Annotated in this window: 22 protein-coding genes; 13 read left to right on the forward strand and 9 right to left on the reverse strand. The window is 72.4% G+C overall.

Features of this window, described 5'->3' with window-relative positions; translation table 11 throughout:
• Positions 1-117: 117 nt before the first annotated feature.
• Positions 118-1,110: a helix-turn-helix transcriptional regulator gene (locus tag GKS42_RS16875; protein WP_154794881.1), complete on the reverse strand. Its 993-nt coding sequence runs from the start codon at positions 1,108-1,110 to the stop codon at positions 118-120.
• Positions 1,111-1,213: 103 nt separating this feature from the next.
• Between GKS42_RS16875 and GKS42_RS16880 the strand changes: the two genes are divergently transcribed.
• Both GKS42_RS16880 and GKS42_RS16885 read left to right on the forward strand, forming a co-directional pair.
• On the forward strand, positions 1,214-1,453 hold the full coding sequence (locus GKS42_RS16880) for a hypothetical protein (RefSeq protein ID WP_154794882.1): 240 nt from the start codon (positions 1,214-1,216) through the stop codon (positions 1,451-1,453).
• 48 nt (positions 1,454-1,501) lie between these two features.
• Positions 1,502-1,744 (forward strand): hypothetical protein, encoded by a 243-nt coding sequence (locus GKS42_RS16885; protein WP_154794883.1) that lies wholly within the window; start codon positions 1,502-1,504, stop codon positions 1,742-1,744.
• A gap of 36 nt (positions 1,745-1,780) precedes the next feature.
• Here GKS42_RS16885 and GKS42_RS16890 read toward each other — a convergent pair whose 3' ends face one another.
• From GKS42_RS16890 to GKS42_RS16910, 5 genes are all read right to left on the reverse strand, one after another.
• Positions 1,781-2,545 carry an HAD family hydrolase gene (locus GKS42_RS16890; RefSeq protein ID WP_154794884.1) on the reverse strand — a complete coding sequence of 255 codons (765 nt, stop codon included), beginning with the start codon at positions 2,543-2,545 and terminating at the stop codon, positions 1,781-1,783.
• Positions 2,545-4,050: a glutamate--tRNA ligase gene (gene gltX / locus GKS42_RS16895; RefSeq protein WP_154794885.1), complete on the reverse strand. Its 1,506-nt coding sequence runs from the start codon at positions 4,048-4,050 to the stop codon at positions 2,545-2,547. Before gltX ends, GKS42_RS16890 begins: the two co-directional genes overlap by 1 nt.
• Before the next feature lie 74 nt (positions 4,051-4,124).
• Positions 4,125-4,472 (reverse strand): hypothetical protein, encoded by a 348-nt coding sequence (locus GKS42_RS16900; protein ID WP_154794886.1) that lies wholly within the window; start codon positions 4,470-4,472, stop codon positions 4,125-4,127.
• 20 nt (positions 4,473-4,492) lie between these two features.
• On the reverse strand, positions 4,493-5,257 hold the full coding sequence (locus tag GKS42_RS16905; protein WP_154794887.1) for a fumarylacetoacetate hydrolase family protein: 765 nt from the start codon (positions 5,255-5,257) through the stop codon (positions 4,493-4,495).
• A gap of 58 nt (positions 5,258-5,315) precedes the next feature.
• Complete coding sequence (locus tag GKS42_RS16910) at positions 5,316-6,122, reverse strand: methyltransferase domain-containing protein (RefSeq protein ID WP_154794888.1); 807 nt, start codon at positions 6,120-6,122, stop codon at positions 5,316-5,318.
• 70 nt (positions 6,123-6,192) lie between these two features.
• Here GKS42_RS16910 and GKS42_RS16915 point away from each other — a divergent pair, with 70 nt between their 5' ends.
• Together GKS42_RS16915 and GKS42_RS16920 are read left to right on the forward strand one after the other, a co-directional pair.
• On the forward strand, positions 6,193-7,662 hold the full coding sequence (locus GKS42_RS16915; protein ID WP_154794889.1) for a heparan-alpha-glucosaminide N-acetyltransferase domain-containing protein: 1,470 nt from the start codon (positions 6,193-6,195) through the stop codon (positions 7,660-7,662).
• Positions 7,659-8,576 carry a 3-methyladenine DNA glycosylase gene (locus GKS42_RS16920; protein WP_232847712.1) on the forward strand — a complete coding sequence of 306 codons (918 nt, stop codon included), beginning with the start codon at positions 7,659-7,661 and terminating at the stop codon, positions 8,574-8,576. Before GKS42_RS16915 ends, GKS42_RS16920 begins: the two co-directional genes overlap by 4 nt.
• Positions 8,577-8,746: 170 nt before the next feature.
• Here the strand turns inward: GKS42_RS16920 and GKS42_RS16925 are convergent, their stop codons facing one another.
• Positions 8,747-9,292, reverse strand: a complete 546-nt coding sequence (locus GKS42_RS16925; RefSeq protein ID WP_168217878.1) for a nitroreductase family protein — start codon at positions 9,290-9,292, stop codon at positions 8,747-8,749.
• A 59-nt stretch (positions 9,293-9,351) separates the two neighbouring features.
• Here GKS42_RS16925 and GKS42_RS16930 point away from each other — a divergent pair, with 59 nt between their 5' ends.
• From GKS42_RS16930 to GKS42_RS16965, 8 genes are all read left to right on the forward strand, one after another.
• Positions 9,352-9,912, forward strand: a complete 561-nt coding sequence (locus GKS42_RS16930) for a DNA-3-methyladenine glycosylase I (RefSeq protein WP_154794891.1) — start codon at positions 9,352-9,354, stop codon at positions 9,910-9,912.
• An 85-nt stretch (positions 9,913-9,997) separates the two neighbouring features.
• The gene (locus GKS42_RS16935) at positions 9,998-13,900 is read left to right on the forward strand and encodes a Pls/PosA family non-ribosomal peptide synthetase (protein WP_154794892.1); all 3,903 of its coding nucleotides are present in this window, start codon (positions 9,998-10,000) and stop codon (positions 13,898-13,900) included.
• Positions 13,897-15,228, forward strand: a complete 1,332-nt coding sequence (locus tag GKS42_RS16940) for a M1 family metallopeptidase (RefSeq protein ID WP_154794893.1) — start codon at positions 13,897-13,899, stop codon at positions 15,226-15,228. Before GKS42_RS16935 ends, GKS42_RS16940 begins: the two co-directional genes overlap by 4 nt.
• A 101-nt stretch (positions 15,229-15,329) precedes the next feature.
• Positions 15,330-18,551 carry an FtsX-like permease family protein gene (locus GKS42_RS16945; protein ID WP_154794894.1) on the forward strand — a complete coding sequence of 1,074 codons (3,222 nt, stop codon included), beginning with the start codon at positions 15,330-15,332 and terminating at the stop codon, positions 18,549-18,551.
• Positions 18,548-21,274 (forward strand): ABC transporter permease, encoded by a 2,727-nt coding sequence (locus GKS42_RS16950; RefSeq protein WP_154794895.1) that lies wholly within the window; start codon positions 18,548-18,550, stop codon positions 21,272-21,274. Before GKS42_RS16945 ends, GKS42_RS16950 begins: the two co-directional genes overlap by 4 nt.
• On the forward strand, positions 21,271-22,296 hold the full coding sequence (locus GKS42_RS16955) for an ABC transporter ATP-binding protein (protein ID WP_154794896.1): 1,026 nt from the start codon (positions 21,271-21,273) through the stop codon (positions 22,294-22,296). The genes GKS42_RS16950 and GKS42_RS16955 overlap by 4 nt, the downstream gene beginning before the upstream one ends.
• On the forward strand, positions 22,293-23,009 hold the full coding sequence (locus tag GKS42_RS16960) for an ABC transporter ATP-binding protein (RefSeq protein ID WP_154794897.1): 717 nt from the start codon (positions 22,293-22,295) through the stop codon (positions 23,007-23,009). The genes GKS42_RS16955 and GKS42_RS16960 overlap by 4 nt, the downstream gene beginning before the upstream one ends.
• Positions 23,010-23,034: 25 nt before the next feature.
• On the forward strand, positions 23,035-23,427 hold the full coding sequence (locus GKS42_RS16965; protein WP_154794898.1) for an NUDIX hydrolase: 393 nt from the start codon (positions 23,035-23,037) through the stop codon (positions 23,425-23,427).
• Here GKS42_RS16965 and GKS42_RS16970 read toward each other — a convergent pair.
• Complete coding sequence (locus GKS42_RS16970) at positions 23,413-23,925, reverse strand: hypothetical protein (RefSeq protein WP_154794899.1); 513 nt, start codon at positions 23,923-23,925, stop codon at positions 23,413-23,415. The two genes, GKS42_RS16965 and GKS42_RS16970, sit on opposite strands and share 15 nt — an antisense overlap.
• A 38-nt stretch (positions 23,926-23,963) precedes the next feature.
• Complete coding sequence (locus tag GKS42_RS16975; RefSeq protein WP_154794900.1) at positions 23,964-24,794, reverse strand: endonuclease/exonuclease/phosphatase family protein; 831 nt, start codon at positions 24,792-24,794, stop codon at positions 23,964-23,966.
• Between the two features lie 57 nt (positions 24,795-24,851).
• On the opposite strand from GKS42_RS16975, the gene GKS42_RS16980 reads away from it, so the two are divergent.
• Positions 24,852-26,393: an ATP-dependent DNA ligase gene (locus GKS42_RS16980; RefSeq protein ID WP_154794901.1), complete on the forward strand. Its 1,542-nt coding sequence runs from the start codon at positions 24,852-24,854 to the stop codon at positions 26,391-26,393.
• Positions 26,394-26,404: the final 11 nt, after the last annotated feature.

The raw sequence follows: 26,404 nt of genomic DNA on the forward strand, positions 1-26,404 counted from the left end.
CGGTACGGGCCGCGGCATGCGCTGGAGGACGGATTCCGTCCGACGCGCCGGCGTGCTTCGGCGGAGGTCGCCGGCGGGCGGCTGGTCGCTCGGTACCGGACGTGGCAGGCCGGGCGGTCAGTGCCCGTCGGGCCGCTGCCCGACGGCGGTCTCGAGCCTGCCGATGATCGCGCGGCACCGCTGAAGGAACTCGGGCGGCCCGAGGATGTGGAACTCGGTGTCCAGGCCGAGCAGCCAGCCGAGGAAGCTGTCCACGTCGTCCCAGCCGGCACGCAGGATGCTCCAGTCCCCCGGCGCACCATCGGGCGGCTCCGGGTCGCCCTCGAGCTGCCCAGCGGTCGGCCCGACCCGGCCGGCGAGAGTGGCTGGACTCCCCCGCAGCCGGACGGTCACGTCGTAGCGGTACGGCGAGCGGGTGATCGCCTCCTGCACGTAGGCTGCGGCGTCCGCGGCCGGGAGCGTCCGCGGCGTGAACCGGGTGCGCTCGCTCGGCTTGGTGCGGATCCGGTCCACCCGGAACGTGCGCCAGTCCGTGCGGGCGGCGTCCCACGCGACCAGGTACCAGCGCTGCCCGGCGTCGACGAGCTGGTAGGGCTCGACGAGGCGCCGGATCCGCTGGCCGTCCGCGCGCTCGTACTCGAACGAGAGCTGCCGCTTCGAGGAGATCGCCGCCGAGATCTCGGTCAGGTAGGAGGGGTCGACGGCGTCGGCCGTGCCGCCGAGCCGGGTCACCGCGGCCTTGAGGGACGTGAACCTCGTGCGCAGCCGGGCCGGCAGCACCTGTTCGAGCTTGGTGAGCGCGCGCACGGATCCCTCGGCCACCCCCGCGACCGGGCTGGCGGCCACGGCGGCCAACCCGAGCGCGACGGCGAGCGCCTCGTCGTTGTCCAGCAGCAGCGGCGGCAGTTGCGCGCCGGGTCCGAGCTGGTAGCCCCCGGCGACCCCGGCGGTGGCCCGGATCGGGTAGCCGAGCTCGCGCAGCTTGTCGATGTCGCGGCGCACGGTGCGGTCGGTGACACCCATCCGTTCGGCGAGCGCAGCGCCGGTCCACTCGCGCCGGATCTGCAGCAGCGAGAGCAACTGCAGCAGGCGTGCGGTAGAGGACATCACGCCGTCATCGTAGCCCGACGTCTAGGACGGGAACTGTCCGCGTTCACAGAGACACTTGCAGGGCAGCAGAATCCACGGGACAGGCCGGAAGAAGATGACCGAGATGACGCAGTACACAGGCTTCCAAGCACAGGCGTTCATGCCCTCACGGGTCGAGTCGAACCGGGCCGGCGCCGTCGCGCGCGGCCCTCGCAACACCTTGATGGTCCGGGTCGGCCGGGCGCTGATGGCCTTCGGCGCACGGCGACGCGGCCAGGCCCAGCGCCGGCTCTACCTCGAGGCAGCCGAGGAACGCACCACCACGCTTGCCGCGCTGAAGGCTTCCGGCATCCCACCGCTCTGAGGACGCCGCACCGCGAACACCGACAGGACCAAGAGAGGTCACCGAGACATGCACCCCTTCGCCCCGATCGCCGCGACGCGCCACGACGAGCTGCTCGCCGACGTCGCACGCCGGCAGTTGCTCGCCGAGAACCCGGACCGCGTGGTTCCCGCCCCGTGGCTCGTCGCCGTGCGCCGGATCACGGCAGCGCTCCGGCGCCGGTTGCCCGGCGCCTCGAGGAGCGCCGCTCCCGCGGCCGAGCACGCCGCCGAGGCCGCGTGCGAGCGGGACCTGTACACCACAGCCGGGTGAGGGGTCCTCTCCGTTGCGGACGTGACGCAGACCGGCCTAGGACCAGAGCGCCGGGAGTTCCCCGAGCCCGCCGATCACCGCGATGCCCTCGGCCGCCGCCCCTGCCGGGTCCTCGTCATGCGGGCCACCGCGGCGGCCTCCCGGACGGTCCAGCCACACGCCGCGCAGACCGGCGCGCTGTGCGCCGCGGCCGTCGGTGTCCAGTTCATCACCGACGTAGATGGTCTCCTCTGGCGCCGTACCGAGCAGCCGGCAGGCCTCGAGGAAGACCCGGGGATCGGGCTTGCCCACCCCGAACGTGTCCAGGGACACCAGCAGCGGGGCGAGACCGTCGAGGCCGGTCACCGCGAGCTTGACCCGCTGCATCGCGGCCAGCGCGTTCGACAGGCTGCCGGTGCGCAGCCCGGCACGCCGAGCCGCCGTGACCGTCGGGACGGCGTCGTCGAACGCGGTCCAGGCACGTTCGAACGCCTCGTCGTAGCGCTCGTTCCAGCGCAGGAACGTCGCGTCGTCGAGCGTCGCCCCGTCGTAGACCTCGTGGAGCTGGTCCACCCGGGCGCGCCGCTGGTCGAGGTGGCCGATCTCGCCCCGGGTGAACGCCTGGTAGTAGCGCCCCGTGTCCGCACGCCAGGTGGCGAGCAGTCGCGGATAGTCCTCGGGGGGCACGCCGGGCAGGAACTCTGCGGCGACCTCCCCGAGCGCGGCAGCGAACGCCGATCGGGTGTCCACGAGGGTGTCGTCGATATCGAACAGAACGCCCCGGATGACGGTCCTCGGGACGTCAGCTCCGCCGTCGGGCATCAGAGCGTGGCGCGCAGCGCCCGCAGCCGCGCTAGCGAGGCGTCCCGGCCGAGGATCTCCATGGACTCGAACAGCGGCGGGGACACCCGCCTCCCCGTGATGCCCACGCGCAGCGGCGCGAACGCGAACCGGGCCTTGATGCCCATGCCCTCCACGAGCGCCGCCTTGAGCGCCTCCTGCTGGGATTCCGGTGCGAAGTCGGCCAGGTTCGTCAGCACCTCGATCGCGGCGTCCAGCACGGCCGGCGCCTCCTCGCGCAGCGCACCACGCGCGTCCTCCTCGATCACCACGGCCTCGTCGGCGGTGAACAGGAAGCCGAGCATGCCGGCGGCCTCGCCGAGGAGCGTCATCCGCTCCTGGACCAGCGGCGCGGCCGCGTCGAGCAGCGCCCGGTGCTCGGGCGAGAGGTCGGCGTAGGAGTCGGCGGGCACCAGGCCGGCCGCGTGCAGGTACGGCACCAGCCGGCCCCGGAAGTCCTCCGGCGCGAGCAGGCGCAGGTGGGCGGCGTTGATCGCCCCGGCCTTCTTGAGGTCGAACCGGGCCGGGTTCGGGTTGACGTCCGCGATGTCGAAGGCGGCAACCATCTCCTCGCTGGTGAAGATGTCATGGTCGGCGGAGATGCCCCAGCCGAGCAGCGCCAGGTAGTTCAGTAGGCCCTCCGGGGTGAAACCTCGCTCGCGGTGCAGGAACAGGTTCGACTCGGGGTCGCGCTTGGAGAGCTTCTTGTTGCCCTCGCCCATCACGTACGGCAGGTGCCCGAAGGCCGGCATCACTTCTGCCACGCCGATGTCCAGCAGTGCGCGGTAGAGCACCACCTGGCGGGGCGTGGACGAGAGCAGGTCCTCGCCGCGCAGCACGTGGGTGATGCCCATCAGTGCGTCGTCGACCGGGTTCACCAGCGTGTAGAGGGGCTGGCCGTTGCCGCGCACGATCACGAAGTCCGGCACCGAGCCGGCCTTGAAGGTGACGTCGCCGCGGACCAGGTCCGTGAAGCCGACCTCGTCCTCGGGCATCCGGATCCGCAGCACCGGCTCGCGGCCCTGCGCCCGGAACGCGGCGATCTGCTCCGCGGTGAGGTCGCGGTCGAAGCCGTCGTAGCCGAGCTTCGGGTCCCGCCCGGCGGCGCGGTGGCGGGCCTCGACCTCCTCCGGGGTGGAGAAGGACTCGTAGGCGTGCCCGGCCTCGAGCAGGCGCCGGGCGACGTCGGTGTAGAGGTCCATCCGCTGCGACTGCCGGTACGGCTCGTGCGGCCCGCCGACCTCCACACCCTCGTCCCAGTCCAGCCCCAGCCAGCGCAGCGCGTCGAGCAGCTGCAGGTAGGACTCCTCACTGTCCCGAGCGGCGTCGGTGTCCTCGATGCGGAACACGAACGTGCCGCCGGTGTGGCGGGCGTACGCCCAGTTGAACAGCGCCGTCCGGATCAGCCCGACGTGCGGAGTGCCGGTGGGCGAGGGACAGAAGCGGACGCGGATGTCGGAACCCGAGGGCGTGGCGGCGGTAGTCATGATGGCGCCCAGCCTAGTGCTGTGCCGGCAGCCGGCTCAGCACCATCGGCGAACGACCAGACCCACCGTCGGCGTCAGTTGTAGCGCTCGCCCGTTCCGGCGTCGAGGACGGCCCAGTCTGGTGCGCCGACGGCGGCAAGGGCATCGAACACCTCGCCCGTCGGCCCGTTGACGAAGATCATCCGGACCTGACCCTCGTGCGTCGTGAAGCTGACACTGTCGACGCCGTGCGGTAGGAGCACGCCGGTGCCCTCGTCGATGAAACCCTCGGCTCCGGTGGCCGCGAGCGCCTCGTTGAGTGCGCCCGCGAGCGCGTCCGGCTCGCCCATCGGCAGGTACTCGCCGGCATCGTCGTACAACATCTGCGTGTACGGGTCCTCGATCCCCTCGGGGACCCGGTGGACCATGATCATGACGCCCATGCTGGCGAGGGTAGCGGGTCCTAGCGCCGCACCACGGGGTTGCCGAGGACACCGATCCCCTCGATCTCCACCTCGACGCGCTGACCCTCGCGGATCGGGCCGACCCCGGCCGGGGTGCCGGTGAGGATGACGTCGCCCGGCAGCAGCGTGAACAGGGTCGAGGCGTAGGCGATCAGGTCCGGCACGGAGTGGATCATCTGCGCGGTCGAGCCGTCCTGGCGGACCTCGCCGTCGACTCGGGCCTGGATCCGCAGGTCGGAGACGTCGAGGTCGGTGACCAGGACCGGCCCGAGCGGGCACGAGGTGTCGAACATCTTGCCGCGGGTCCAGGTCTTGTCGGACCGTTGCACGTCCCGGGCCGTCACGTCGTTGGCGGCGGTGTAGCCGAGGATGACCTCGTTCGCGCGCTCGGCCGGCAGGTCCTTGCAGATCCGGGAGATCACCACGGCCAGCTCGGCCTCGTGGTGCACGTCCTGGGAGTAGGCGGGCAGCACGATCGGGTCGTCCGGACCCACCACGGTGGTGTTCGGCTTGATGAAGACGAGCGGCAGTTCGGGGACCTCGTTGCCGAGTTCGGCGGCGTGCTCGGCGTAGTTGCGCCCGAACGCCACCACCTTCGAGCGTGGGATCACCGGCGCGAGCAGCCGGGTGGTCTCGATCGGAACCCGTTGCCCGGTGGGGGTGAGCGGGGTGTAGAGCGGGTCACCGGTGAGGACCACGAGGTCCGAGCCCTCCACGATGGCGTAGTGCGGGTCGTCTCCAGTGGTGAAGCGCGCGATCTGCATACTCGCAAACCTAGTGCCGGGTGGGCCCGTTCGATCGCCGCGCCCACCGCGGGCTCCCTCACATTCGGATGATCAGCTCCCCATGCACCACCACGAACCAGCCGTCCTCCTCCTGGCCCCAGTCCCGCCAGGCCTGCGCCACCTCGGTGATCTCGGTCTCGGTGCCGAACCCGCCGGTGAGGATCTGCCGGCCGAGCGAGGACTGCTCGAGCCGGTCCGCCCACAGGTTCGACCACCACGTGCGCGAGTCGTCGTCGGCGTAGGTCCACGTCCCGGACGTGGCGGTGATGTCCTCGAAACCGGCCTCGCGCGCCCAGGCGAGCAGCCGCCGTCCGGCATCGGCTTCGGCGTTGTTCTTCTCGGTGACCTGGTGGTAGAGCTCCTGCCACCGGTCCAGCCCGGCGTTCGCGGGGTACCAGGACATCGCGGCGTAGTCGGCGTCACGGACCGCGATCAGGCCGCCGTGGCGGGTCACCCGTGCCATCTCCTTCAGGGCGGCGATCGGGTCGCTCAGGTGCTGCAGCACCTGGTGGGCGTGGACCACGTCGAACGCTCCGCGCGCGTACGGCAGGTTGTACACGTCGGCCTGCTCGAAGAGGACGTTGTCCACGTCGCTGGCCTCGGCGAGCTCGGAGGCCTTCATGAGGACGTCGGTCGCACGGTCGACGCCGAGCACCCGGCCCGGGCGGACGTGCTTGGCCAGCCCGACCGTGATGGTCCCGGGGCCGCAGCCGACGTCGAGCACGTCGTTGCCCTCCTCGAGGTACGGGAGGAGGTATCCGGCGGAGTTCTCAGCCGTGCGCCACCGGTGTGACCGCAACACGCTCTCGTGATGCCCGTGGGTGTAGGTGTCGACGCGCTCCATGGACCGAGTTTAGGGGCGATCTGCCCGTCCGGCCCGGTCAGGGGGACGGCGCGTTCGTTAGCCTGAGCGGGTGAACCGAATCGTGGGAGTGGACACCGCGCGTGGCCTGGCCGTGCTCGGCATGTTCGTCGCGCACCTGGGCATGGAGCAGCACGTCGGCTTCTTCACCCCGACGGGTTGGTTCTTCGTCGCGGACGGCCGCCCTTCGGCGCTGTTCGCGCTGCTGGCCGGAGTCGGGCTGGCGTTCATGACCCGTCGCGGTTACCCCGACGACCTCGTGGAACTGCGGGTGCAGCGCACCCGCATCATCAAACGCTCCGCGATCCTGTTCGTGTTCGGCTGGTTCCTGACGTTCCTGCTCACCCCGGTGGCGGTGATCCTGCCCTCCTACGCGTTCCTGTTCCTGTTCGCGCTGCCGTTCCTGCGCCTACGCCCGACGGCGGTGTTCGCCTGGGCGGGCGCCGCCGTGCTGGTCATGCCGCAGGTCGTGCTGCTGACCCGGTGGGCGCTGTTCTCCAGCACCGAGCCGCGCTTCGACTTCCCGCCGATCGGTGAGCTGCTCACCGGGTACTACCCAGCGCTGAGCTGGACCGCGTACCTGCTGGTGGGCCTGGGCGTGGGCCGGCTGCCGATGCAGCGGATCAAGGTCCAGGTCGCGCTCATCTGCGCCGGTGTGTCGGCGGCCGCGGTCGGCTACGGCGCCGGGTACGTCCTGTGGTCCGGCCTGGACGACCAGAACGGGCTGGCCGCGAGCCTGACCAGCGTCGAGGCGCACTCGGGCACCACGTTCGAGATGGCCGGCAACATCGGCGTCGGCCTGGTCGTGCTGGGCCTGTGCCTGCTCGTGACGACCCAGGTGAAGGTGCTCCGGGTGTTGCTCACGCCCATCTCGGCGACCGGCGCGATGTCCCTGACCGTCTACAGCCTGCACATCGTCTACATCCGGATCCTCGGCGACGACGCCGTCTGGTACCCGCAGTCGAACTGGCCGCTGATCGCTCTGATCCTCGGCACCTTCGTGTTCGCCACGGTCTGGCAGCTGACCCTCGGGCGCGGGCCGCTGGAACGACTGATCAACCGGATGATCCGGCCGAGGCAGCCCCAGGCGCACCAGCAGTGGCCGCCGGCAGGCCCGGGTGCCCCGGCGTGGTCCGGTGCCCCGACCGGTCCGGGTGGCCCGGGAGGACAACCCGCCTACACCCAGGTCCCGGTGGGTGGGCCGTACGGTCCGCCCGGCCCGGGCGGTCCGGCCGCCGCTGGTCCGTACGGTCAGGCACAGCAGTTCCAGGCGCCGCACTTCGGCGCGCCGCCGCTGCCGGGACAGCCCGCCCAACCGCAGTATGGGTATCCGGTCCAGCCGCGATCCGGGCAAGCCGCCACACCGCAGTACGGCCAAGCCGCCCCACCGCAGCACGCGCATCAGTCCCAGCCGGCACCTGCCGCACCGGCAGGACCGACCGGACCTTCGCCGTCGGGCCAGCAGCCGCCGTCAGGTCCGCCGCCGGTGCCGACCTACCCGCCCGCTCCCCCGCCGCGATGACCGCCCCGATCGCGACCGCACCGACACCGGCGACGAATCCGGCGGCGACCACCCTGGCACCGCTACGGTGGCGCGCGCTCGAGGCGAGCCACGCCCGGCGGGCCGATGACTACACGGCCGAGCACCGCCGTCGGCGGTCCCGTCACGAGGCACACCCGGTGCAGGACTTCCTGTTCACGTACTACCCGACCAAGCCGGCGCAGCTACGGCGCTGGCACCCCGGCGTCGGGGTGACGCTGCTGGACGCGCCGGAGCGGGCGGGCGCTCGCTGGTACACCCGCGGGCGGGTGCCGGATTCCGTCGTCGTCGATGTCGCGGCCTACCTCGAACAGCGCCGCGACACCGTGGTCTACGTCCACGACCTGCTCGGCGCGACGCGGTCCCGGCCCGGCCAGTTCGGCTGCTTCGGACTTCACGAGTGGGCCATGGTGTACCGCCAGGACCCCGCCCAGGTGCGCCACCGCAGCACCCCGTTGCGACTGGGAGCCGGGGGCACGGATGCGGTGGTCGAGTCCCATCAGCTGCGGTGCACCCACTTCGACGCCTACCGGTTCTTCACGCCCGAGGCGGTCGGCCGCAATGCCGAGCCGCTCTCCCGCGCCGACCAGCCGGCCCGCGAGCAGCCGGCCTGTCTGCACGCCGGGATGGACGTGTTCAAATGGGCCACGAAACTCGGCCCGGTGGTGCCCGGTGCGCTGCTGCTGGACACGTTCGAGCTGGCGCGGGACATCCGCGAGCTGGACATGCGCGCCTCGCCGTACGACCTGACCGGCTGGGGCTACGAACCGGTGCCGATCGAGACGGCGGCGGGCAAGGCGACGTACGTGGCGGCACAACGGGCGTTCGCGGAGCGTTCGGACGCGCTGCGGGTGCGCCTGCTCGAGGTGACGGGGGCCGTCCTGCACGGCGCGTGATCCACGCGCCGGCACTCCCCTGACTGAAACGTCGATCGAGCCGCACGGGACCCGCATCTCGCGTCAGTGGAACGCGCGCCTCTGCTACTCCACTGACCCGAAACGTCGATCGCAGCCCACCCGACCCGCATCTCGGGTCAGGGGAACGCGGCTCGGTGGCATCCTCGCCGTCAGGCGCCGTAGCGCTCCCAGCTGACGATCTCCGAGATCGACTTGCGGCCGGACAGGCTGGGCGAGGCCTGCGCCTGGGTGGTGTCGGTGTAGCCGAGCCCGATCGCGGACCAGGGCTCGAGGTCGTCGGGGATGCCGAGGAGGTCACGGACCTGCTGCCGGCTCTCCGGGGTGCCGAACCACGCGGTCCCGCTGCCGATCCCGAGGGCTCCGGCGGCGAGCATGACACGCTCCTGGAGGCGGCCGTCGTCGTAGGCGACCGATCGGCTCTCGCCCTTGAGCGCGACCACGATCGAGGCGGCCACACCGGACAGGAAGGCGGTGAACGCGCCGGCCCCGGCGAGCGCGGCATTGATCTCGGGGTCGGTCACGACGACCAGATGCCAGGGCTGCGTGTTCTTCGCGCTGCCGGTCCAGCGGGCGACCTCGAGCAGCCGTTCGAGGTCGTCGCGGGCGATCGGGTCCGGGAGGAACCGGCGGGACTGGCGCAGGCTCCGCAGCGCGGCGAGGGTGGCTTCGGGCGACGGGGTCTCGTAGGTGCTCACGGCACCATCCTGCGCCAAGGCAGGCGGCGATGTCCCAGGGCGCGTCTACGATCTCGCCCATGGAGACGTTCCGCTGTTTCGGGACTGGCGATCCCCTCTACGAGGCCTACCACGACCACGAGTGGGGAGTGCCGCCGTCGAGCAGCCCTGATGAGAGCGAGCTGTTCGAGAGGATGAGCCTCGAGGCGTTCCAGTCCGGGCTCGCCTGGATCACGATCCTGCGCAAGCGGGAGGGGTTCCGGGCCGCGTTCGCCGGGTTCGATCCCGCCGTCGTCGCGGCGTTCGACGAGGACGACGTCGCCCGGCTGATGGCCGATGTCGGCATCGTGCGGAACCGGGCGAAGATCGACTCGACCATCGCGAACGCCCGTGCGCTGCTGGACCTGCACGAGCGCGGCGAGCGGCTGGCGGACGTGTTCGAGGCGCACCGGCCGCCAGCCCGGGAGCGGCGGGTGCCGGGGTTCGACCAGGTGCCGGCGAGCACCCCGGAGTCGAAGGCGTTGGCGAAGGAGCTCAAGCGGCGTGGCTTCCGCTTCGTCGGTCCCACCACCGCCTACGCGGCGATGCAGGCACTCGGGTACGTCGACGACCACCTCGAGGGGTGCATCAGCGCACGCTGAGCCGCACGTGACCGGCGCAGGTTCACCCGTCGTTCACGTCGATGGCCGATAATCAGGGTATGTCGTCCTGGACCCTGACTTGAGCATGCGCGCCGCCGATCTGGCGCCCGAACCACGGACGCTGGTGGACATCTTCACCGACGTCGTGAGCAGGTACCCGGAGGCACCCGCGATCGACAACGGCGTCGAGATGCTCACCTACGCCGACCTCAACGAGGCCGCCGAGACGCTCGCTGCGGTCCTCGCGGACGCCGGTGTGGCGCGCGGGGACCGCGTGGGCGTGCGGATCACGTCCGGCACCACCGACCTGTACACGGCGATCCTTGGGATCCTGTTCGCCGGGGCCGCCTACGTGCCGGTGGACGTCGACGATCCGGAGGAACGCGCCCGGACCGTCTTCGGCGAGGCTGCCGTGGCGGCCGTGCTCGGCGACGATCTGGTCGTCACGTCGCACCGGCAGGACGAAAGCACCGTTGACGCCGACGGTAGCGCCGGGACCGCCGGCAGCATCGATACCGGCGGTCCGAGCCTGACCGACGACGCCTGGATCATCTTCACGTCCGGATCCACCGGCACCCCGAAGGGCGTGGCCGTCTCACACCGCAGCGCCGCAGCCTTCGTGGACGCCGAGGCGGAACTGTTCCTGCAGTCCGACCCGCTTCGACTGGGCGACCGGGTCATGGCCGGGCTGTCCGTCGCCTTCGACGCCTCCTGCGAGGAGATGTGGCTCGCCTGGCGGTACGGCGCCTGCCTGGTGCCCGCGCCCCGGTCCCTGGTCCGCAGCGGCATGGACCTCGGCCCCTGGCTGGTGGCGAACCGGATCACGGTCGTGTCCACCGTGCCCACATTGGTCTCACTGTGGCCGCCGCAGGCTCTCGACGACGTCCGCCTGCTCATCGTCGGCGGCGAGGCCTGCCCGCCGGAGCTCGGGGCCCGGTACGCGAGCGCCACCCGCGAGGTGTGGAACACCTATGGCCCCACGGAGGCGACCGTGGTCTCCTGTGCTGCGCGGCTCACCGGCGAGCCGCCGGTCCGGATCGGGCTGCCGCTGGCGGGCTGGGACCTCGCCGTGGTCGACGACCAGGGGATGCCGGTGCCACCGGGCGGCACCGGGGAGCTGATCATCGGTGGGGTCGGCCTGGCCCGCTACCTCGACCCGGCCAAGGATGCGGAGAAGTACGCCCCGATGCCCTCCCTCGGGTGGGACCGGGCCTACCGCAGCGGTGACCTGGTCCGCTACGAGGAGGCGGGCCTGCTGTTCGCGGGCCGCATCGACGACCAGATCAAACTCGGCGGTCGGCGCATCGAGCTCGGCGAGATCGACTCCGCGCTGATGGACCTGCCCGGGGTGAACGGCGCCGCGGCCGCCGTGCGCAAGACGTCCTCCGGGAACCAGTTGCTCGTCGGCTACCTCACCGTCGACCCCGGGTTCGACGCCACGGCGGCCGTGGCCCGGCTCCGCGAGAGCATGCCCGCGGCGCTGGTGCCGCGGCTCGCCCCGGTGGACACCCTGCCCACCCGCACCTCCGGCAAGATCGACCGGGACGCCCTGCCGTGGCCGGTGCCCACCGCGGCGTCGACGGCGACCCGACCGTCGCCCCTGACCGGCACCGCCGCGTGGGTCGCCGAGCTGTGGGCGGACATCCTCGCCGTCGACGCCGCCGGGCCGGCCGACGACTTCTTCGACCTCGGTGGCGCCAGCCTCACCGCCGCGCAACTCGTCGCGCGGCTGCGCGAGCGGTACCCCGAGGCGACTGTCGCGGACGTCTACGAGCAGCCGACGATCGCCTCGCTGGCCGCGTACCTGGACGCCCTCGCCGCACCCACCGGGCGCACGAACGAACCGGTGCACCCGGTCCCGCTGAAGACCCAGATCGGTCAGGTGTTCGCCACGTTCGCCCTGCGCACCCTCGGCGGGATGCGCTGGCTCACCTGGATATCCGCCGCGAACAACCTCGCCGCGGCCGCCCTCGATCTGGCGTGGCTGCCGACGCTGTCCTGGTGGTGGGTACTGGCCGGCTGGTTGCTGTTCCTGACCCCGCCCGGACGGGTCCTGCTCACCGCCGCGCTCGCCCGGATCATCCTGCGTGGAGTGACGCCGGGCACCCATCCCCGCGGCGGCAAGGTGCACCTGCGGCTCTGGCTCGCCGAACGGGTGGCCGAGGAGATCGGCGTGCTCAACCTCTCCGGCGCCCCGCTGATGACCTGGTACGCCCGGACCCTCGGCGCCACGGTCGAACGTGGGGTTGACCTGCACACCATCCCCCCGATCACCGGGATGCTCACGCTCCGCACGGAGGCCTCGGTCGAGGCCGAGGTGGACCTGAACGGGTACTGGCTGGATGGGCACACCCTGTACGTCGGCCGGATCGAGGTCGGGCCGAGGGCCAGGATCGGTGCCCGCAGCATGGTCCTGCCCGGGTCCGTGGTCGGTGCCGGCGCGGAGATCGGCGCGGGTTCGCTCGTCTCCGGCGAGGTCCCCGCCGGCGAGGAGTGGTCCGGCTCCCCCGCCACCCGCCGCCGCAAGGCTCGCGGGCCGTGGGAGGACCAGCAGCCCCCTCGGCACCGCGGCTGGCAGTTCGCGTACGGGCTCACCGCGGTCCTACTCTCCGCGATGCCCGTGCTCGCCGTCGGTGCCGCGATCGCGGTCATCGCGCCGGCCGTGCGGGGTTCGCAGTCCCTCGGCGAGGCCGCGCTCGGAGCGCTCGCGTGGCTGCCGCCGGCCACAGTCGTCGGCGGGTTCGCGCTGGCGTTGCTGGTGCTGGTCACCGTTCGGGCGTTCTCGATCCGGCTGCAGCCGGGGCCGCACCCGGTCCACGGCCGGATCGCCTGGCAGGTCTGGAGCACGCTGCGCGTCTTGGACGAGGCCCGCACCTGGCTGTTCCCGCTGTACGCGAGCTGGCTCACGCCCACCTGGCTGCGGCTGCTCGGCGCACGCATCGGCAAGGACGTCGAGGCCTCCACGGTGCTGCTGGTCCCCTCGCTGACCACCGTGGCCGACGGCGCGTTCCTCGCCGACGACACGCTGCTCGGCGGTTACGAGCTCGGCGGGGGCTGGCTGCGCGCGGAACACGTGAAGATCGGCAAGCGCGCGTTCGTCGGTAACTCCGGGATGACGGCGCCCGGCCGGAAGGTCCCCAAGCGCGGTCTGGTCGCGGTGCTGTCCGCCGCGCCACGGCGCACCAAGGCCAAGTCCGGCACGTCCTGGTTGGGCAGCCCGCCCACCAGGCTGCGTCGCTCCGCGGCCGAGGGTGGCGAGGAACGCACCTACGCCCCGCCGACGCGGCTGCGCGTGGCCCGTGCCCTGGTGGAGGCGTGCCGGGTGATCCCGGTGATGGTGGCGGCCGCGATCGGGCTCGGTGTGGTGGTCGCCGTGCAGGCCCTCGCGATGGTCGCGTGGTGGCTGCCGGTGCTCACGACCGGGCTGGTGCTGATCGTCGGCGGCGCTGTGGCGGCCGGCGTCACCGTGGGCGCCAAGTGGCTCCTGATCGGAAAGGTACGGGTCGGCGACCACCCGCTGTGGAGCACGTTCGTGTGGCGCAACGAGCTCGCCGACACGTTCACCGAGGTGGTCGCGGCGCCCTGGTTCGCCCGCGCGACGCTCGGCACGCCGGTGCTGAACGTGTGGCTGCGCCTGCTCGGGGCGAAGGTGGGCCGCGGCGTCTGGTGTGAGAGCTACTGGCTGCCCGAGATGGACCTGGTCGAGCTCCGTGACGGGGTCACCGTGAACCCCGGCTGCGTGGTGCAGACCCACCTGTTCCACGACCGGGTGCTCTCCCTCGAACAGGTCACGCTCAGGGTGGGCGCCACGCTCGGCACCCACAGCGTGATCCTGCCGTCGGCGACGCTCGGCCGGCACGCTACCGTGGGACCGATGTCTTTGGTGATGCGCGGCGAGTCGGTGCCGGACAAGACCCGCTGGATCGGCAACCCGATCGGACCGTGGGTCGACGATGACGCGGACGAACCCGTGCCGTCGGCCCGATGAGCGCGCCGGCAGGGGCCGACCGCTACGTCCCGGGCCACGGCGACACCTCCTACTCGGTGCACCGGTACGAGCTGGAGATCGACTACCGCCCGGGCGTGCACCAGCTCACCGGCACAGCGGCCATCAGTGCCGTCGCCGAGACGGACCTGACCAGGTTCGCGCTCGACCTGCACGCCCTGCGGGTCACGAAGGTCCGCCTGGACGGGGCGAACGCGAAGTACTCACACCGGTCCGGCCGGCTCGTCATCAAGCCGCGCGAGCAGATCACGGCGGGCGCCGCCTTCACGGTGACCGTGCACTACGACGGCCCACCGGAGACCGTGCCCGGCATCGACGGCGAGGCCGGCTTCGAGGAGCTCGAGGACGGGGCGATCGTCGCCTCCCAGCCGCACGGCGCGCCGTCGTGGTTCCCCTGCAACGACCGGCCCTCGGACAAGGCGAGCTACGCGATCGCGGTGACCGTTCCGAACGAGTATCTGGTGGTCGCCAACGGCGCGTTCACCGGCAGCCGGCGCCGCTCCAGCCGCACCACCTGGACGTTCGACCAGCCCGAGCCCATGGCGACGTATCTGGCGACCGTGCAGATCGGGCGGTACACGATCGCCGACGACGGCGGGTCCCCGGCTCTGCGGGTGGCGCAACCCGCCGGGTCGAACGGCAAGGTCAGGGCGACCTTCGGTCGCCAGCGCGAGATGATGACGCTGTTCGAGAGGCTCTACGGCCCGTACCCGTTCGCAAGCGGCTACGCCGTGGTGGTCACCCCGGACGACCTGGAGATCCCGCTCGAAGCGCAGGGCCTGTCGATCTTCGGAGCGAACCACCTGAGCACCGACTGGGAGACCCAGCGGCTCGTCGCCCACGAGATGTCGCACCAGTGGTTCGGGAACAGCCTCACGCTGCGGCACTGGAGCGACATCTGGCTGCACGAGGGCTTCGCCTGCTACAGCGAGTGGCTGTGGTCGGAGGCCGGTGGCGGCCCGAGCGCCGGCGAGCATGCAGCCCGGCAGGCCAAGCGGCTGGCCGCCCTTGACCAGGACGTGGTGCTCGCCGACCCGGGCCCGGAACTGATGTTCGACGACCGGATCTACAAGCGCGGCGCGCTCGCCCTGCATGCGCTGCGGCTGCGGATCGGCGACGAACAGTTCTTCGGCCTGCTGCACGCCTGGGCCACCACCCACCGGCACGGCGGCGTGACCACGCAGATGTTCACGGACCTCGCCCAGGAGCGCGCCGGGGTGGACCTGGCGGAGTTCTTCACGTCCTGGCTCTGGAGCAAGCCGCTGCCACCGCTGGACCCGGCCGCCGGACGGCGACGCAAGGGCGCCTGACGCGCGCCTGCGTACCACGCTCGCTCGATGACGGCGTAGTGGCCCGGCTCGGACCGCTACGATGCCAACTTCGGTGACTATGGGGCCACGAGGGGCGGCAGATGCAGCGTTACACCTACGCGCTGCGTCGCACGCGTGCCCGGTCGGCGATCGTGGCGGTCCTGCTCCTGATGGCAGCGCTGGTCACGGCGGCGCTGGCCGGAACGGTCACCTACCTCGACACCGCTTCCGCCGCGGCCGTCCGGACCGTGCTTGCCGACGCCGGTGGTGCCCGGTCCACCACCACGGTGCAGACGCGGCTCGACGGCGACGGGGTCGACCAGGACGAGGCCGCCCGAGCCGTGATCGCGGCCGAACTGCCCGACGACGCCGTCATCTGGCGAACGCTGCGTACGGTCGGGGTGCCGGTCGCCTCGGGCGTCGAGGACGACGGTTCCGACAGTTCGGGTGAGGACTCCGACGGCGACCCAGCCGGCGGGTCCGACGCGACCGTCGTGCTCGGCGTCGACGAGTCGATCTCGGAGTTCGCGGACCTGACCGGGGGTGCGTGGCCGACCGGACCCACCGAGGCCGCGCTGCAGGCTGACGCCGCCGAGACCCTCGGCCTCGAGGTCGGAGACGTGATCGCCCTCGGGGTCGAGGAGGCCGAGGTCCCCCTCACCCTCGTGGGCACGTGGCGGGCCGCCGACCCGGAGCACCCGCATTGGGTCGGCGAGGCGCTCGTGGCCGGCGGCGCCGATCCGATCACCGGCGAGTTCGGGCCCGTGATCGTCACGGCACCGGCCCTCGACCAGCTCGGTTCCGTGCCGTACGTCCGGTGGACCATCACGCCGCCACCGACCGTGACGGATGCGGACCTGCCGGAGTGGCGATCGGGCCTCGCCGGGCTCGAGCAGGCCATGAACGACGCCGGGGTGGACGTCCGCGGACTGACGGTCGCCGCCGGGCTGGCGAGCACGCTCGACGACGCCGCCTCCGGCCTCGCGGCGGTGGACGCGGCGACGACGATCCCGTTGGTGATCGTCGCGCTCGTCTCGCTCGTGGCCGTCTGGCAGATCGCCCGCCTCCTCGCGGCCCTGCGCGAGCGTGAGACGAGGGTGCTGCTCTCCCGGGGCGCCGCGAACGACCAGATGATCCGGATGGGTGCGGCCGAGGCAGTGCTCCTGGCCGTACCCGGCGCGGCGCTCGGCGCCGTGATCGTGTTCCTGTCCCTCGGAACGCGCGCGGGGGCCCGCCCGCTGGCGATCGTGGCCATCGCGGCAGCGGTGGCCGCGATCACGGCACTGATCCTGACCGGGGTGGGCACCGTCGCGACCCTTCGCGGTCTCCGGCCGACCTCGGAGAGCGGCCGGTCCTCGACCATCATGGCCGGCGGTGCGCTCGTGCTGGTGGTCCTGGCCGCGGGGTTCACCCTTTGGCGCTTCACGCTGAACGGTTCCCCGCTCGTGCCGGGCACGACCGTCCCGGATCCGCTCGCCGTGGTCGGCCCAGCCCTCGGGCTGCTCGCCGTGGCGCTCGTGGCGGTCGCGCTGGCCGGTCCGGTCACGGCATGGCTCGCCACCCGGGCCGCACGCGGCCGGCCCTACTCCCCCACGATGCCGTTGCGTCAGACGGCCCGGCGGATCTCCCTGAACGCGGTCCCGGTGATCCTCGTGGTGCTCGCCACCGCGATCACCACTCTCGCGGCCGGGTACGCGGGCACCTGGACGCAACTGCGGACGATGTCCGCCCAGGTGAGCAACGGCGCGGACGTCCGGGTGGTGTACGGCTCGCGGGTATCCGGCGAGATGCCGCGCGGCGTGACCGACTACCTGGACGTGCCCGGGGCCGCCGGAGTCACCGGGGTGCTGCAGACCTCGATGCGCCAGGAGGAACTCGATGGGCAGCTGACCGTCATGCCGGCCACGGATCTGGGCATCGGATCGGCACCGAGCACGGTTGTGGATCCGGCCGCCGTGGCGGACCTCCTCGGCGCCGACCCCGACACCCTGAGCGGGCCGGAGCTACCCGAGGGCACCACCGAGCTGACCCTGACCACCACGGTGGCGGCCCACTCCAGCGACATCAGCGACGGACCCAACCGACAGGTGGTGTTCGCCCTCTGGCTGTTCAACGGCATCGAGCTCGTGCGCCTGGAGTCCGACACCACGGTCGCGCGTGCCGAGGGGACCTTCAACTTCGACGAGGCCTCCCAGAGCGCGCAGATCGTCGAGGTTCCCGGACAGGGTGAACCGGTGACCGCCACCACGACGCTGGCCGTCTCACCGGGCACCTGGCGCATGGTCGCCGTCGACGCCGTCATCGAGTCCGGATGGGCGCCGACCGACTACGACATCTCCGTGGACTCGCTCACTGCGGACGGGGCCGACGTGCTCGCCGGCGTCGGCGCGGACTGGACCCCGAACATCCTCCCCCTGGCCGATCCGACGTCGACGATCAGCCCCGGCGACGACGGCGTCCTGTCCGCGTCGGTACTGAGCATCGGACCGGAGATCGGCTACGCCGGGCGCACGCACCGCGCCGAGCCGGTCCGGTTCATGCCGACGTCCACCGATCGACCCACCCTTCCGGTCGTCACCACGGGCGCCTGGGACGGTCTGATCCTGCCCGGCGGCACCGACGTGCTGGTGAACGGCGTCACCGTGCGAATGGAGGCCGTCGGGACTGTCGCCGTGGTGCCCGGCAACCCGGACCCGGCCGCGGCCCTCGCGGATCTGCCCACCTTCACGGACCTGATGCTGCGCTCCACTGAGAACGTCCCGGCGATCACCGAGATCTGGATCGACGCCGAGCCCGGTGCCGCCGGCGAGGTCGCGACGGCGGCCGGCGCGGTCGCCGACCCACGCGCCGAGGTGCAGCTGGGCTCGGACGGCTCCGCCGACCCGATCGCCGCGCCCGCGCGCACCGTGTATTGGGTGGCCGCCGTCTGTGCGCTGCTGCTGGCCATCCCGGCGGTTGCCGCGGTCGCGCTGACCCAGGCCGCGGCCCGGCGGGGTGAGGTGGTCGTGCTGCGCGCCGTCGGTGTCGGTTCGGGTCAGCAGGCCAGGTCCCGGCGTCAGGAACTGCTGGGCCTCGAGCTCGGCGCGGTCCTGGCGGGGATCGTGGCGGGGGCCGGTGTGTCGTGGCTCGTCATGGTGGACCTGGTCCGCTCGACCACCCCGCAGATCTCCGAGGCCGTGCCGCTCGGGCTGCGTTTCGATCTACCGGTCGGACTGGCCCTGCTCGGGGTGATCGTCGCGACCGTGGCCGGCGTCGCGTTCTGGTACGGCCGCCGCGTGCGCGCCCAGGCCGTCGACACGACCTGGCGGGAGGAGATCCGATGAGGTCCTCCCTGATGCGCCGCCAGGCGGCCAGTTCCCCCGGGGCGTCGATCGCGCTCGCGCTGATCGTGCTGATCGCGGCCGGCCTGTTCACGGCGTGGCCGCGCCTGCAGCAGTCCACGTTCAACGACGAGATCAACTACCAGATCGAGCAGACCCCGGCACCGGTGCGGGCTCTGACCGCCGGCTACGGCGGCTGGTTCCTCGATCCGGATCCCGACGCGTGGTCCCGGCTCGATGCGTCCCTCGCCGACGCCGTGGCGGACGGCGGTGCTGCGCTCGCCGCGAGCGCGGGCGCCCCGCGCTACTCGGTCACCTCGGACGAGCCGATCCTGCCGACCCTGCCGAACGGGTTGCCCTCGGACCTGGCCGATGCGGGTCTGCGGCTGCGGATCGATCCCGGCATCGCCGACCACCTCCGGATGGTCGAGGGGGATCTCCCCGCCCCGTCGCCGGTGGACGACCTTTTCAACGAGGTGCAGAACCAGGAGGAGTGGGACGCGCTCCTGACGGGTGGCTTCCCGGCCACGGACATCATCCTCTCGGTCGAGACGGCGGAGCGGCTCGGACTGGCTGTCGGGGACATCGTGGTCCTGCCACGTGGCTTCAGTGGAGGCGCGGAGATCCCGCTGCGGTTGAGCGGGGTCTTCGAGCCGGCGGATCCGGCAGACCCCCAGTGGCAGTTCCAGCTGAACACGGTGCGCCCGCTGATCATCGACGACCCCAACACCGGCCTGCATCTCACCGCGACCGGATACGTGAGTCCGGAGACGGTGGCGTGGCTGACCAATACCGGCCTGGCGACGATGAGTGCCGAGTTCTGGATCCCTATCGAACCGACCACGACGGACACCCCCGCGCTGATCGCCGACCTGCGCTCCTTCACCGGCACGCCGCAGGACCTCGACTACTCCAGCCACAGCCCGCCCGTCGAGGTCCGGTTCGACAGCGGCCTGACCGACGTGCTCTCGGGCGCAACGGCCCGCTGGCAGGGCACCGCCGCGGTGCTGACGATGGTCGCCGCCGGGCCGGCCGGCGTCACCTTCGCGATCCTCGCGCTCGGCGCTCGGCTCGCCGTCTCCCGCCGTCGGACCACGCTGGCCCTGGTCAGCGCGCGCGGCGGCTCCGGCGCCCAGGTCCGCGGCATGCTCGGCCTCGAGGGCCTCGTGCTCGGCCTGCCCGCGGCGGCGCTCGGCGCAGCGGTCGCAACCGTCGCGGTGCCCAGTCCGCAGCCGGGCTGGACCGACTACCTGCTACCTGCCGCCGCCGGGCTCGCCCCGGCCGTGTTCCTGGCCGCGGCGCCGGTGCCGAGCCTGCGCGCGTCCCGGCCGGATCTGAGTGCCCGGTCCACGAGCCGGTGGCGGTGGGTCGTCGAGGTCGTGGTGCTCGCCCTGGCGGCAGCAGCGCTCTACCTGATGCTCCAACGCGGGATCGGGGACGCGACGGTGGCGGCGGACCCGATCGCCACGGCCACCCCGTTGCTGATGGCCCTGGCCGCCTGTGTGATCGCGCTGCGGCTGTACCCGGTCCCACTCAGGATGGTGCATGCCCTGACCCGGTCCCGGCGGCGCCTCGGCGGCTTCCTCGGGTCCGCCCGCGCGATCCGCGAGGGTTCCGCCGGTGTGGTGCCGATGCTCGCCCTGATCGTTGGAATCTCGATCGCGGTGTTCTCCACCACGATGATCACCACGCTGCGTTCGGGGACGGACAGCGGCGCGCTGGCGGACGCGGGTGCGGACATCCGGATGTCCGGCCCGGTCTACTCCGAGGAACTGATCGCACGGATCGCCGCCACCGACGGTGTGACGGACGTCGCGGCGGTCACCACGATCCCGAACACGCCGCTCAGCGAGGACGGCACGATCCGTCGACTCGACCTGTACGCCGTCGACTCCGACGCCCTGGCCCGGGTCCAGGAGGATGTCCCCGGCGCGCTGGACGTCTCCGAGCTGGCCACGCCCGACGGCGACACACTGCCGATCGTGGTGTCCACCGGACACGAGGTGGAGACCGACGTACCCCTCGAACTCGTCTTCTCGGACGCGGTCCCGGTGAGCGTCGTGGGGCAGGCGGAGGCCGCATCGGGGGTGGCGGAGGGCAGGTCCTGGGCGATCGTGGACCTCGACCTGCTCCGCGAGGCCACCGGGCAGAACCTGTCCCCCCGGCTGCTGCTGGTGGACGTCGCCGACGACGCGGACCCCGCGCTCGTCGCCGAGACGCTGCACGACGTCGTCGGCGGCGAGGGCCAGGTCACCTCGCCGGCGCAGAATGCGGCCGACGTCTTCGCCTCGCCCAGCGCCAGTTCGATGATCCGCGGCTTCGTGATCGCGCTCGTGGTCTCGGTGCTGCTGAGCATCGTCGCGCTCGTGATGACCCTGGTGCTCGCGGCACCGGCGCGGGGCCGGCTGATGGCCGTGCTGCGCACCCTCGGGGTGGGTCCGGGGCTGACCCGGAGCCTGGTCGCGTGGGAGACGGCGCCGCTGACGGTGGTGGCCATCGTGGTCGGCACCGCCCTCGGGCTTGTCCTGCCCCAGCTCGTGGGCGCCACGGTCGATCTGCGACCCTTCACGGGGGACGACGCCCAGCCGCCGATCATCTATGACCCCCTGCTCCTGGTCGGGGTGATCGCCGGCGTCGTGGCGATCCTGGCCGGTTGCGTCGTACTCGCCAGCGGGATCGCCCGCCGGCTGTCCTTGTCCGTGCTGCGGATCGGAGATGCCCAATGACCACCACCGACACGACGACGCCCGCCGCCGACGCGCCACCACGCGGCGGCGAGATCATCTGCGAGGACGTGGTGCGGATCTTCTCCGCCGACGGCATCGAGGTGCAGGCGCTGCAGGGCCTCAACCTGCACGTCGCGGCCGGGGACCTGGTCGCGATCGTTGGCGCCTCCGGCTCCGGCAAGTCCACCCTGCTCACCATCCTGTCCGGCCTGGACACGCCAACGGCCGGGAAGGCGAGCGTGGCCGGCACCGACCTACTCACGATGCGTGGCCGCGCCCGGGTGAACTACCAGCGGCACACCGTCGGGTTCGTCTGGCAGCAGACCTCCCGCAACCTGTTGCCCTACCTCACCGCCCTCGAGAACGTGTGCCTGCCGATGTCACTGGCCGGCAAGGTCTCGGTCCCTCACGCCGAGCAGCTCCTCCAGCTGCTCGGCGTGGAGCACTGCCGCGACCGGAAGCCCACCGAGATGTCCGGCGGCGAGCAGCAACGCGTCGCGATCGCCGTCGCCGTGGCGAACTCGCCACAGGTGCTCCTCGCCGACGAGCCGACCGGTGAGCTCGACGAGGCGACCAGCGTCGAGGTCCTCGAGATGATGCGGGCGGTGAACGCCGAGCTCGGCGTGACCGTCCTGATCGTGACGCACGACCCGACGGTCTCCGAGCACGTGCGGCGCACCGTACAGATCCGGGACGGGCGCACCTCCACCGAGGTGCTGCGCCGCCGGGAGACCGACGAGCACGGTCAGGAACAGCACATCGCCGAGGAGTTCGCGGTGCTGGACAAGGTGGGCCGGATGCAGTTGCCACACGACTTCGTCGGCGCCCTCGAACTGAAGGACCGGGTGCGCCTGGCCCTGGAGCCGGACCACGTCGGCGTCTGGCGCGACGCCACGAACGACCCGAAGCCCGCGCCGGAAGGCGACCCCCCGCCGTCGGGCGCTTCGTTCGACCAGGCCGGCCCGAGCGGCACCGATGGCACCGGACCGACCCAGCAGCCCGCCGGTGAGGAGACCCGATGAGCACCGCGACCGCCGCGCTCACCGCGAGAGGGATCAGCCGCGTCTACCCGAGCCCGTCCGGGGAGGTGCAGGCGCTGGAGGACGTCAGCCTCGACCTGCACCCCGGCGAGCTGCTCGTGGTCCGCGGGCCCTCGGGCTCGGGCAAGACGACTCTGCTGAACATCCTCGGTGGCCTGGACGCCCCGACGTCGGGCACCGTGCACCTCGGGACGCGGGAGCTGACCGCCATGCCGGAGACGCAGGCCCTCGACGTGCGCCGCCGGGAACTGTCCTACATCTTCCAGTCCTTCGGGCTGATCCCGGTGCTGTCCGCGGCGGAGAACGTCGAGGTGCCGCTGCGGTTGCTCGAGACCGAACCGGCCGAGCGGGACGAGCGGGTCGCCGCCACGCTGGAGCTCGTGGGGCTCGGCGCGCACGCGAACCAGCGCCCGTACGAGCTCTCCGGTGGGCAGCAGCAGCGCGTCGGCATCGCCCGGGCGCTGGTGACGGAGCCGAAGATCCTGATCGCGGACGAACCGACCGGTCAGCTCGACTCCGGCACCGCCGCGACCATCATGGAGCTCCTCTCCGAACTCACCCACGCCCGCGGCCTGGCCGCCGTGGTCTCCACGCACGACCCGCTGCTGATGGCGCGGGCGGACCGGGTCGTCGAGCTGCACGACGGCGCCCTGCGCCGGCACGGGCGGCACGCCTCGGACGCTGCGGCCGACTGACGCAGCCCCGGCGTACCGTGTTCGGGTGCCCACCACCCTGACCATCTCCGCGGTCTGCTTCACCACCGACGGCCACCTGCTCACCGTCCGCAAGCGCGGCACCTCCCGCTTCATGCTCCCGGGCGGAAAGCTCGACGACGGCGAGTCACCCGCGCAGGCGGCCGTGCGGGAGGTGGCCGAGGAGTTGGGCATCGAGCTCGACGAGGCGGACCTGGTGCCGCTCGGGACGTTCCGCGAGGAGGCCGCGAACGAGCCGGACACCCACGTGGACGCGACCATCTACACGGCCGAGCTGTCCGGGACACCCGACGCAGCGCGCGAGATCGCGGAACTGCGCTGGACACCGATCGAGACGTCGCCCGCGGACCTGGCGCCGCTGCTGGCCCGGCACGTGCTGCCCGCGCTACGCACCCGCTGAACGGCGCAGCAGCGCCCGGAACTCGGCGTCGTCGGCGTCCACGGGCTCATCATCGCCGTCGGTCGCGACGAAGAACGCCAGGAACGTGCTCGCCGGCCCGGCGTCGGTGAGCAGCTCGCGCCAGGACCACAGGTTCGGGTGGTCCACGTGCGTGGCCGCCTCCGCCGGGGCGAGCAGCACGGCCGCGGCGGCCAGCTGTTCCCGGGTCAGCGGGTACGTGCCGGTGCGGTCGGTGTAGCCGCACACCGAGGCCAGCACCACCGCGGGCAGCCGGTGCGAGCTCCCGGCGGCGTTCACCGCCCCGAACGTCAGCGTCCCGGAGTCCACCCGCGCGATCCCGTAGGACGCCGGAGCCACGAACCCCGGGATGGTGGCGGCGAGATCGTGGCGCGCCGCGGCCAGTTCGGAGTCCGTGCGCCACGCCTGCATGTAGGGCTCCCGTTCACGCCGAGCCGGATGGGACGTCACGATTATGTACGGCGCGACCACGCCGGTCATCTACGTCCCAGGTGCCGGGATCGGCCTGCCCGGGGTGGTCAGGCCGCCACGGTCAGGTCCACCACCACGGGGAAGTGGTCACTCGGGACCACCTCCGCGGCTGGCCGGAGGGTCTCGTGGGCGTGCACGGTGATGCCGTCCCGGACGAACACGTGGTCGATCCGGGCGTCCGCGTCCGCCCACGCCGAATCGGGGGTCCAGTCGTGGAACGTGCCCGCCGGCCCGGCGGGCCGGGTCCGGGAGGTGGCGTGGGCCTCCTGCCAGCCCGCCCGCCGGGTGTCGGTCAGCGTCGGGGAGCCGGGACCGGCGTTGAAGTCGCCGAGCAGGACCTGGGCCTGGCCAGGTGCTCGGGCCGCGGTCTTCGCCCGATGGTGCACGACGGCGAGCTGGCGCCCCCGGAGCGTCTCGTCCAGGTGGTCGAGGTGGACGTTCCAGACGCGTAGTCCGCGACCGGATGCCGGCGCGTCGTGTGGCCGCACGTGCGCCCAGGTGCAGATCCGGGGCAGCGCACCGGCGGTGTACCTGCTCGGCACCTCGGGCGTGGCCGAGAGCCAGAACGTGCCCGCGTCCAGGACGGTCAGGTCCGAACGGACCAGCAGCGGGACGGCCTCCCCGGCTCGTGCGCCGTCGTCACGACCCACGCCCAGCACGGTGTAGCCGGGCAGATCCGCGGCCAGGTCGTCCCGCTGCCCGGCGAGCACCTCCTGCAGGGCGACCACAGCGGCGCCCGAGTCCCTGATCACCCCGGCGACGGCGGCGCGGCGCCCCGCCCATGCGGCCCGCGGATCGGCCACGTCGTCGAACTTGATGTTGAAGGTCATGATCCGCAGCGGGGCCGCCGCAGCGGCGGACGCAGGTTCGTCGAGCATGGGCACGAGCGTAGGCGCACGCCCGCGGTTGTCGGTGGCAGGCGCCACAATGGGGCGATGCGACTCGCGGAGGTGGTGGCCACGTCGGCCGTGGTGGCCTCGACACGGTCCCGGAAGGCGAAGGTGGCCGCCCTGGCGCAGGCCCTGGAGCGGGCCGAGCCGGAGGAGATCGAGACGGTGACGGCGTACCTGTCCGGGGCGTTGCGGCAGCGGCGCGTCGGCGTCGGGTGGCGCTCCCTGACGGAGCTGCCGGAGCCGGCCGGGTCGCCGTCGCTCGGCGTCGCCGAGGTGCACGAGCGCCTCGAGGCGATCTCACGGTTCACCGGCGCCGGGTCCCAGGCGGCGCGGTCGGCGGCCGTCGCCGAGTTGTTCGGGCAGGCGACGGCGCAGGAACAGTCGTGGCTGCGTGGCGCCATCACGGGCGAGTTGCGCCAGGGCGCCTCCGACGCGCTCGTGCAGGACGCCGTGGCGGCCGCGGCCGGGGTGCCGGTGGCGCAGGTGCGCCGGGCCGCGATGTTCGCGGGGGCCACGCTCCCGGTTGCCGTCGCGGCTCTGACCGGCGGGACCGACGCGCTCGCGCAGTTCCGGCTCCAGGTGGGCCGGCCGGTGCTGCCGATGCTCGCGTCCAGCGCACCGGACCTCGACGGGGCATGGGAGAAGCTGGGCGGCGGTCAGGTCCCGCTCGCGGTGGACCACAAACTCGACGGGATCCGGATCCAGGCGCACAAGGACGGCGACCGGGTGCTGCTCGTGACCCGCTCCCTCGAGGACATCACCGACCGGCTGCCGGACGTGGTCGCCGTGGTCCGGGCGCTGCCGGCCGAGCGCGTGGTGCTCGACGGCGAGGCCCTCGCCCTCGACCCGGCCGGCCGGCCGCGGCCGTTCCAGGAGACGGCGTCGCTCACCTCCACGGGCACCGCCGCCGGGGCCGCGGTGGCCCGGGCGGGCGCGATCACGCCCTACTTCTTCGACCTCCTCCTGCGCGACGACGCCGATCTCCTCGACGCGCCCGCCACCGAGCGGTGGCGCCACCTGGAGGAGCTGGTGCCGGCCGCACATCGGGTGCCGCGGCTGCTGACCGACGACGCCGACGCCGCCCGGGACTTCCTCGCCGGTGCCATCGCGGCAGGGCAGGAGGGCGTCGTCGTGAAGTCCACCGACGCCCCGTACGCCGCAGGCCGGCGCGGCTCGGCGTGGGTGAAGGTGAAGCCGGTCCACACCCTGGACCTCGTGGTCCTCGCCGTCGAACGCGGCAGTGGACGGCGCCGTGGCTGGCTCTCGAACATCCACCTCGGCGCCCGTGATCCCGAGACCGGCGGTTTTGTCATGCTCGGCAAGACGTTCAAGGGGATGACCGACGAGATGCTGGCCTGGCAGACCGAGCGGTTCGAGGAGCTGGCGACTGATCGCGACGACTGGGTGGTGCACGTGCGCCCGGAGCAGGTGGTCGAGATCGCGTTCGACGGCATTCAGAGGTCCTCGCGCTACCCGGGTGGCGTCGCCCTCCGTTTCGCGCGTGTGCTCAGGTACCGCCAGGACAAGACTGCCGACGAGGCCGACACCATCGACACCGTCCGCTCATTTCACGCCGTGGGCTGACTCCAACCTCT

Origin of the sequence: Occultella kanbiaonis, assembly GCF_009708215.1 — a bacterium.
Classification (GTDB): Bacteria; Actinomycetota; Actinomycetes; order Actinomycetales; family Beutenbergiaceae; genus Occultella; species Occultella kanbiaonis.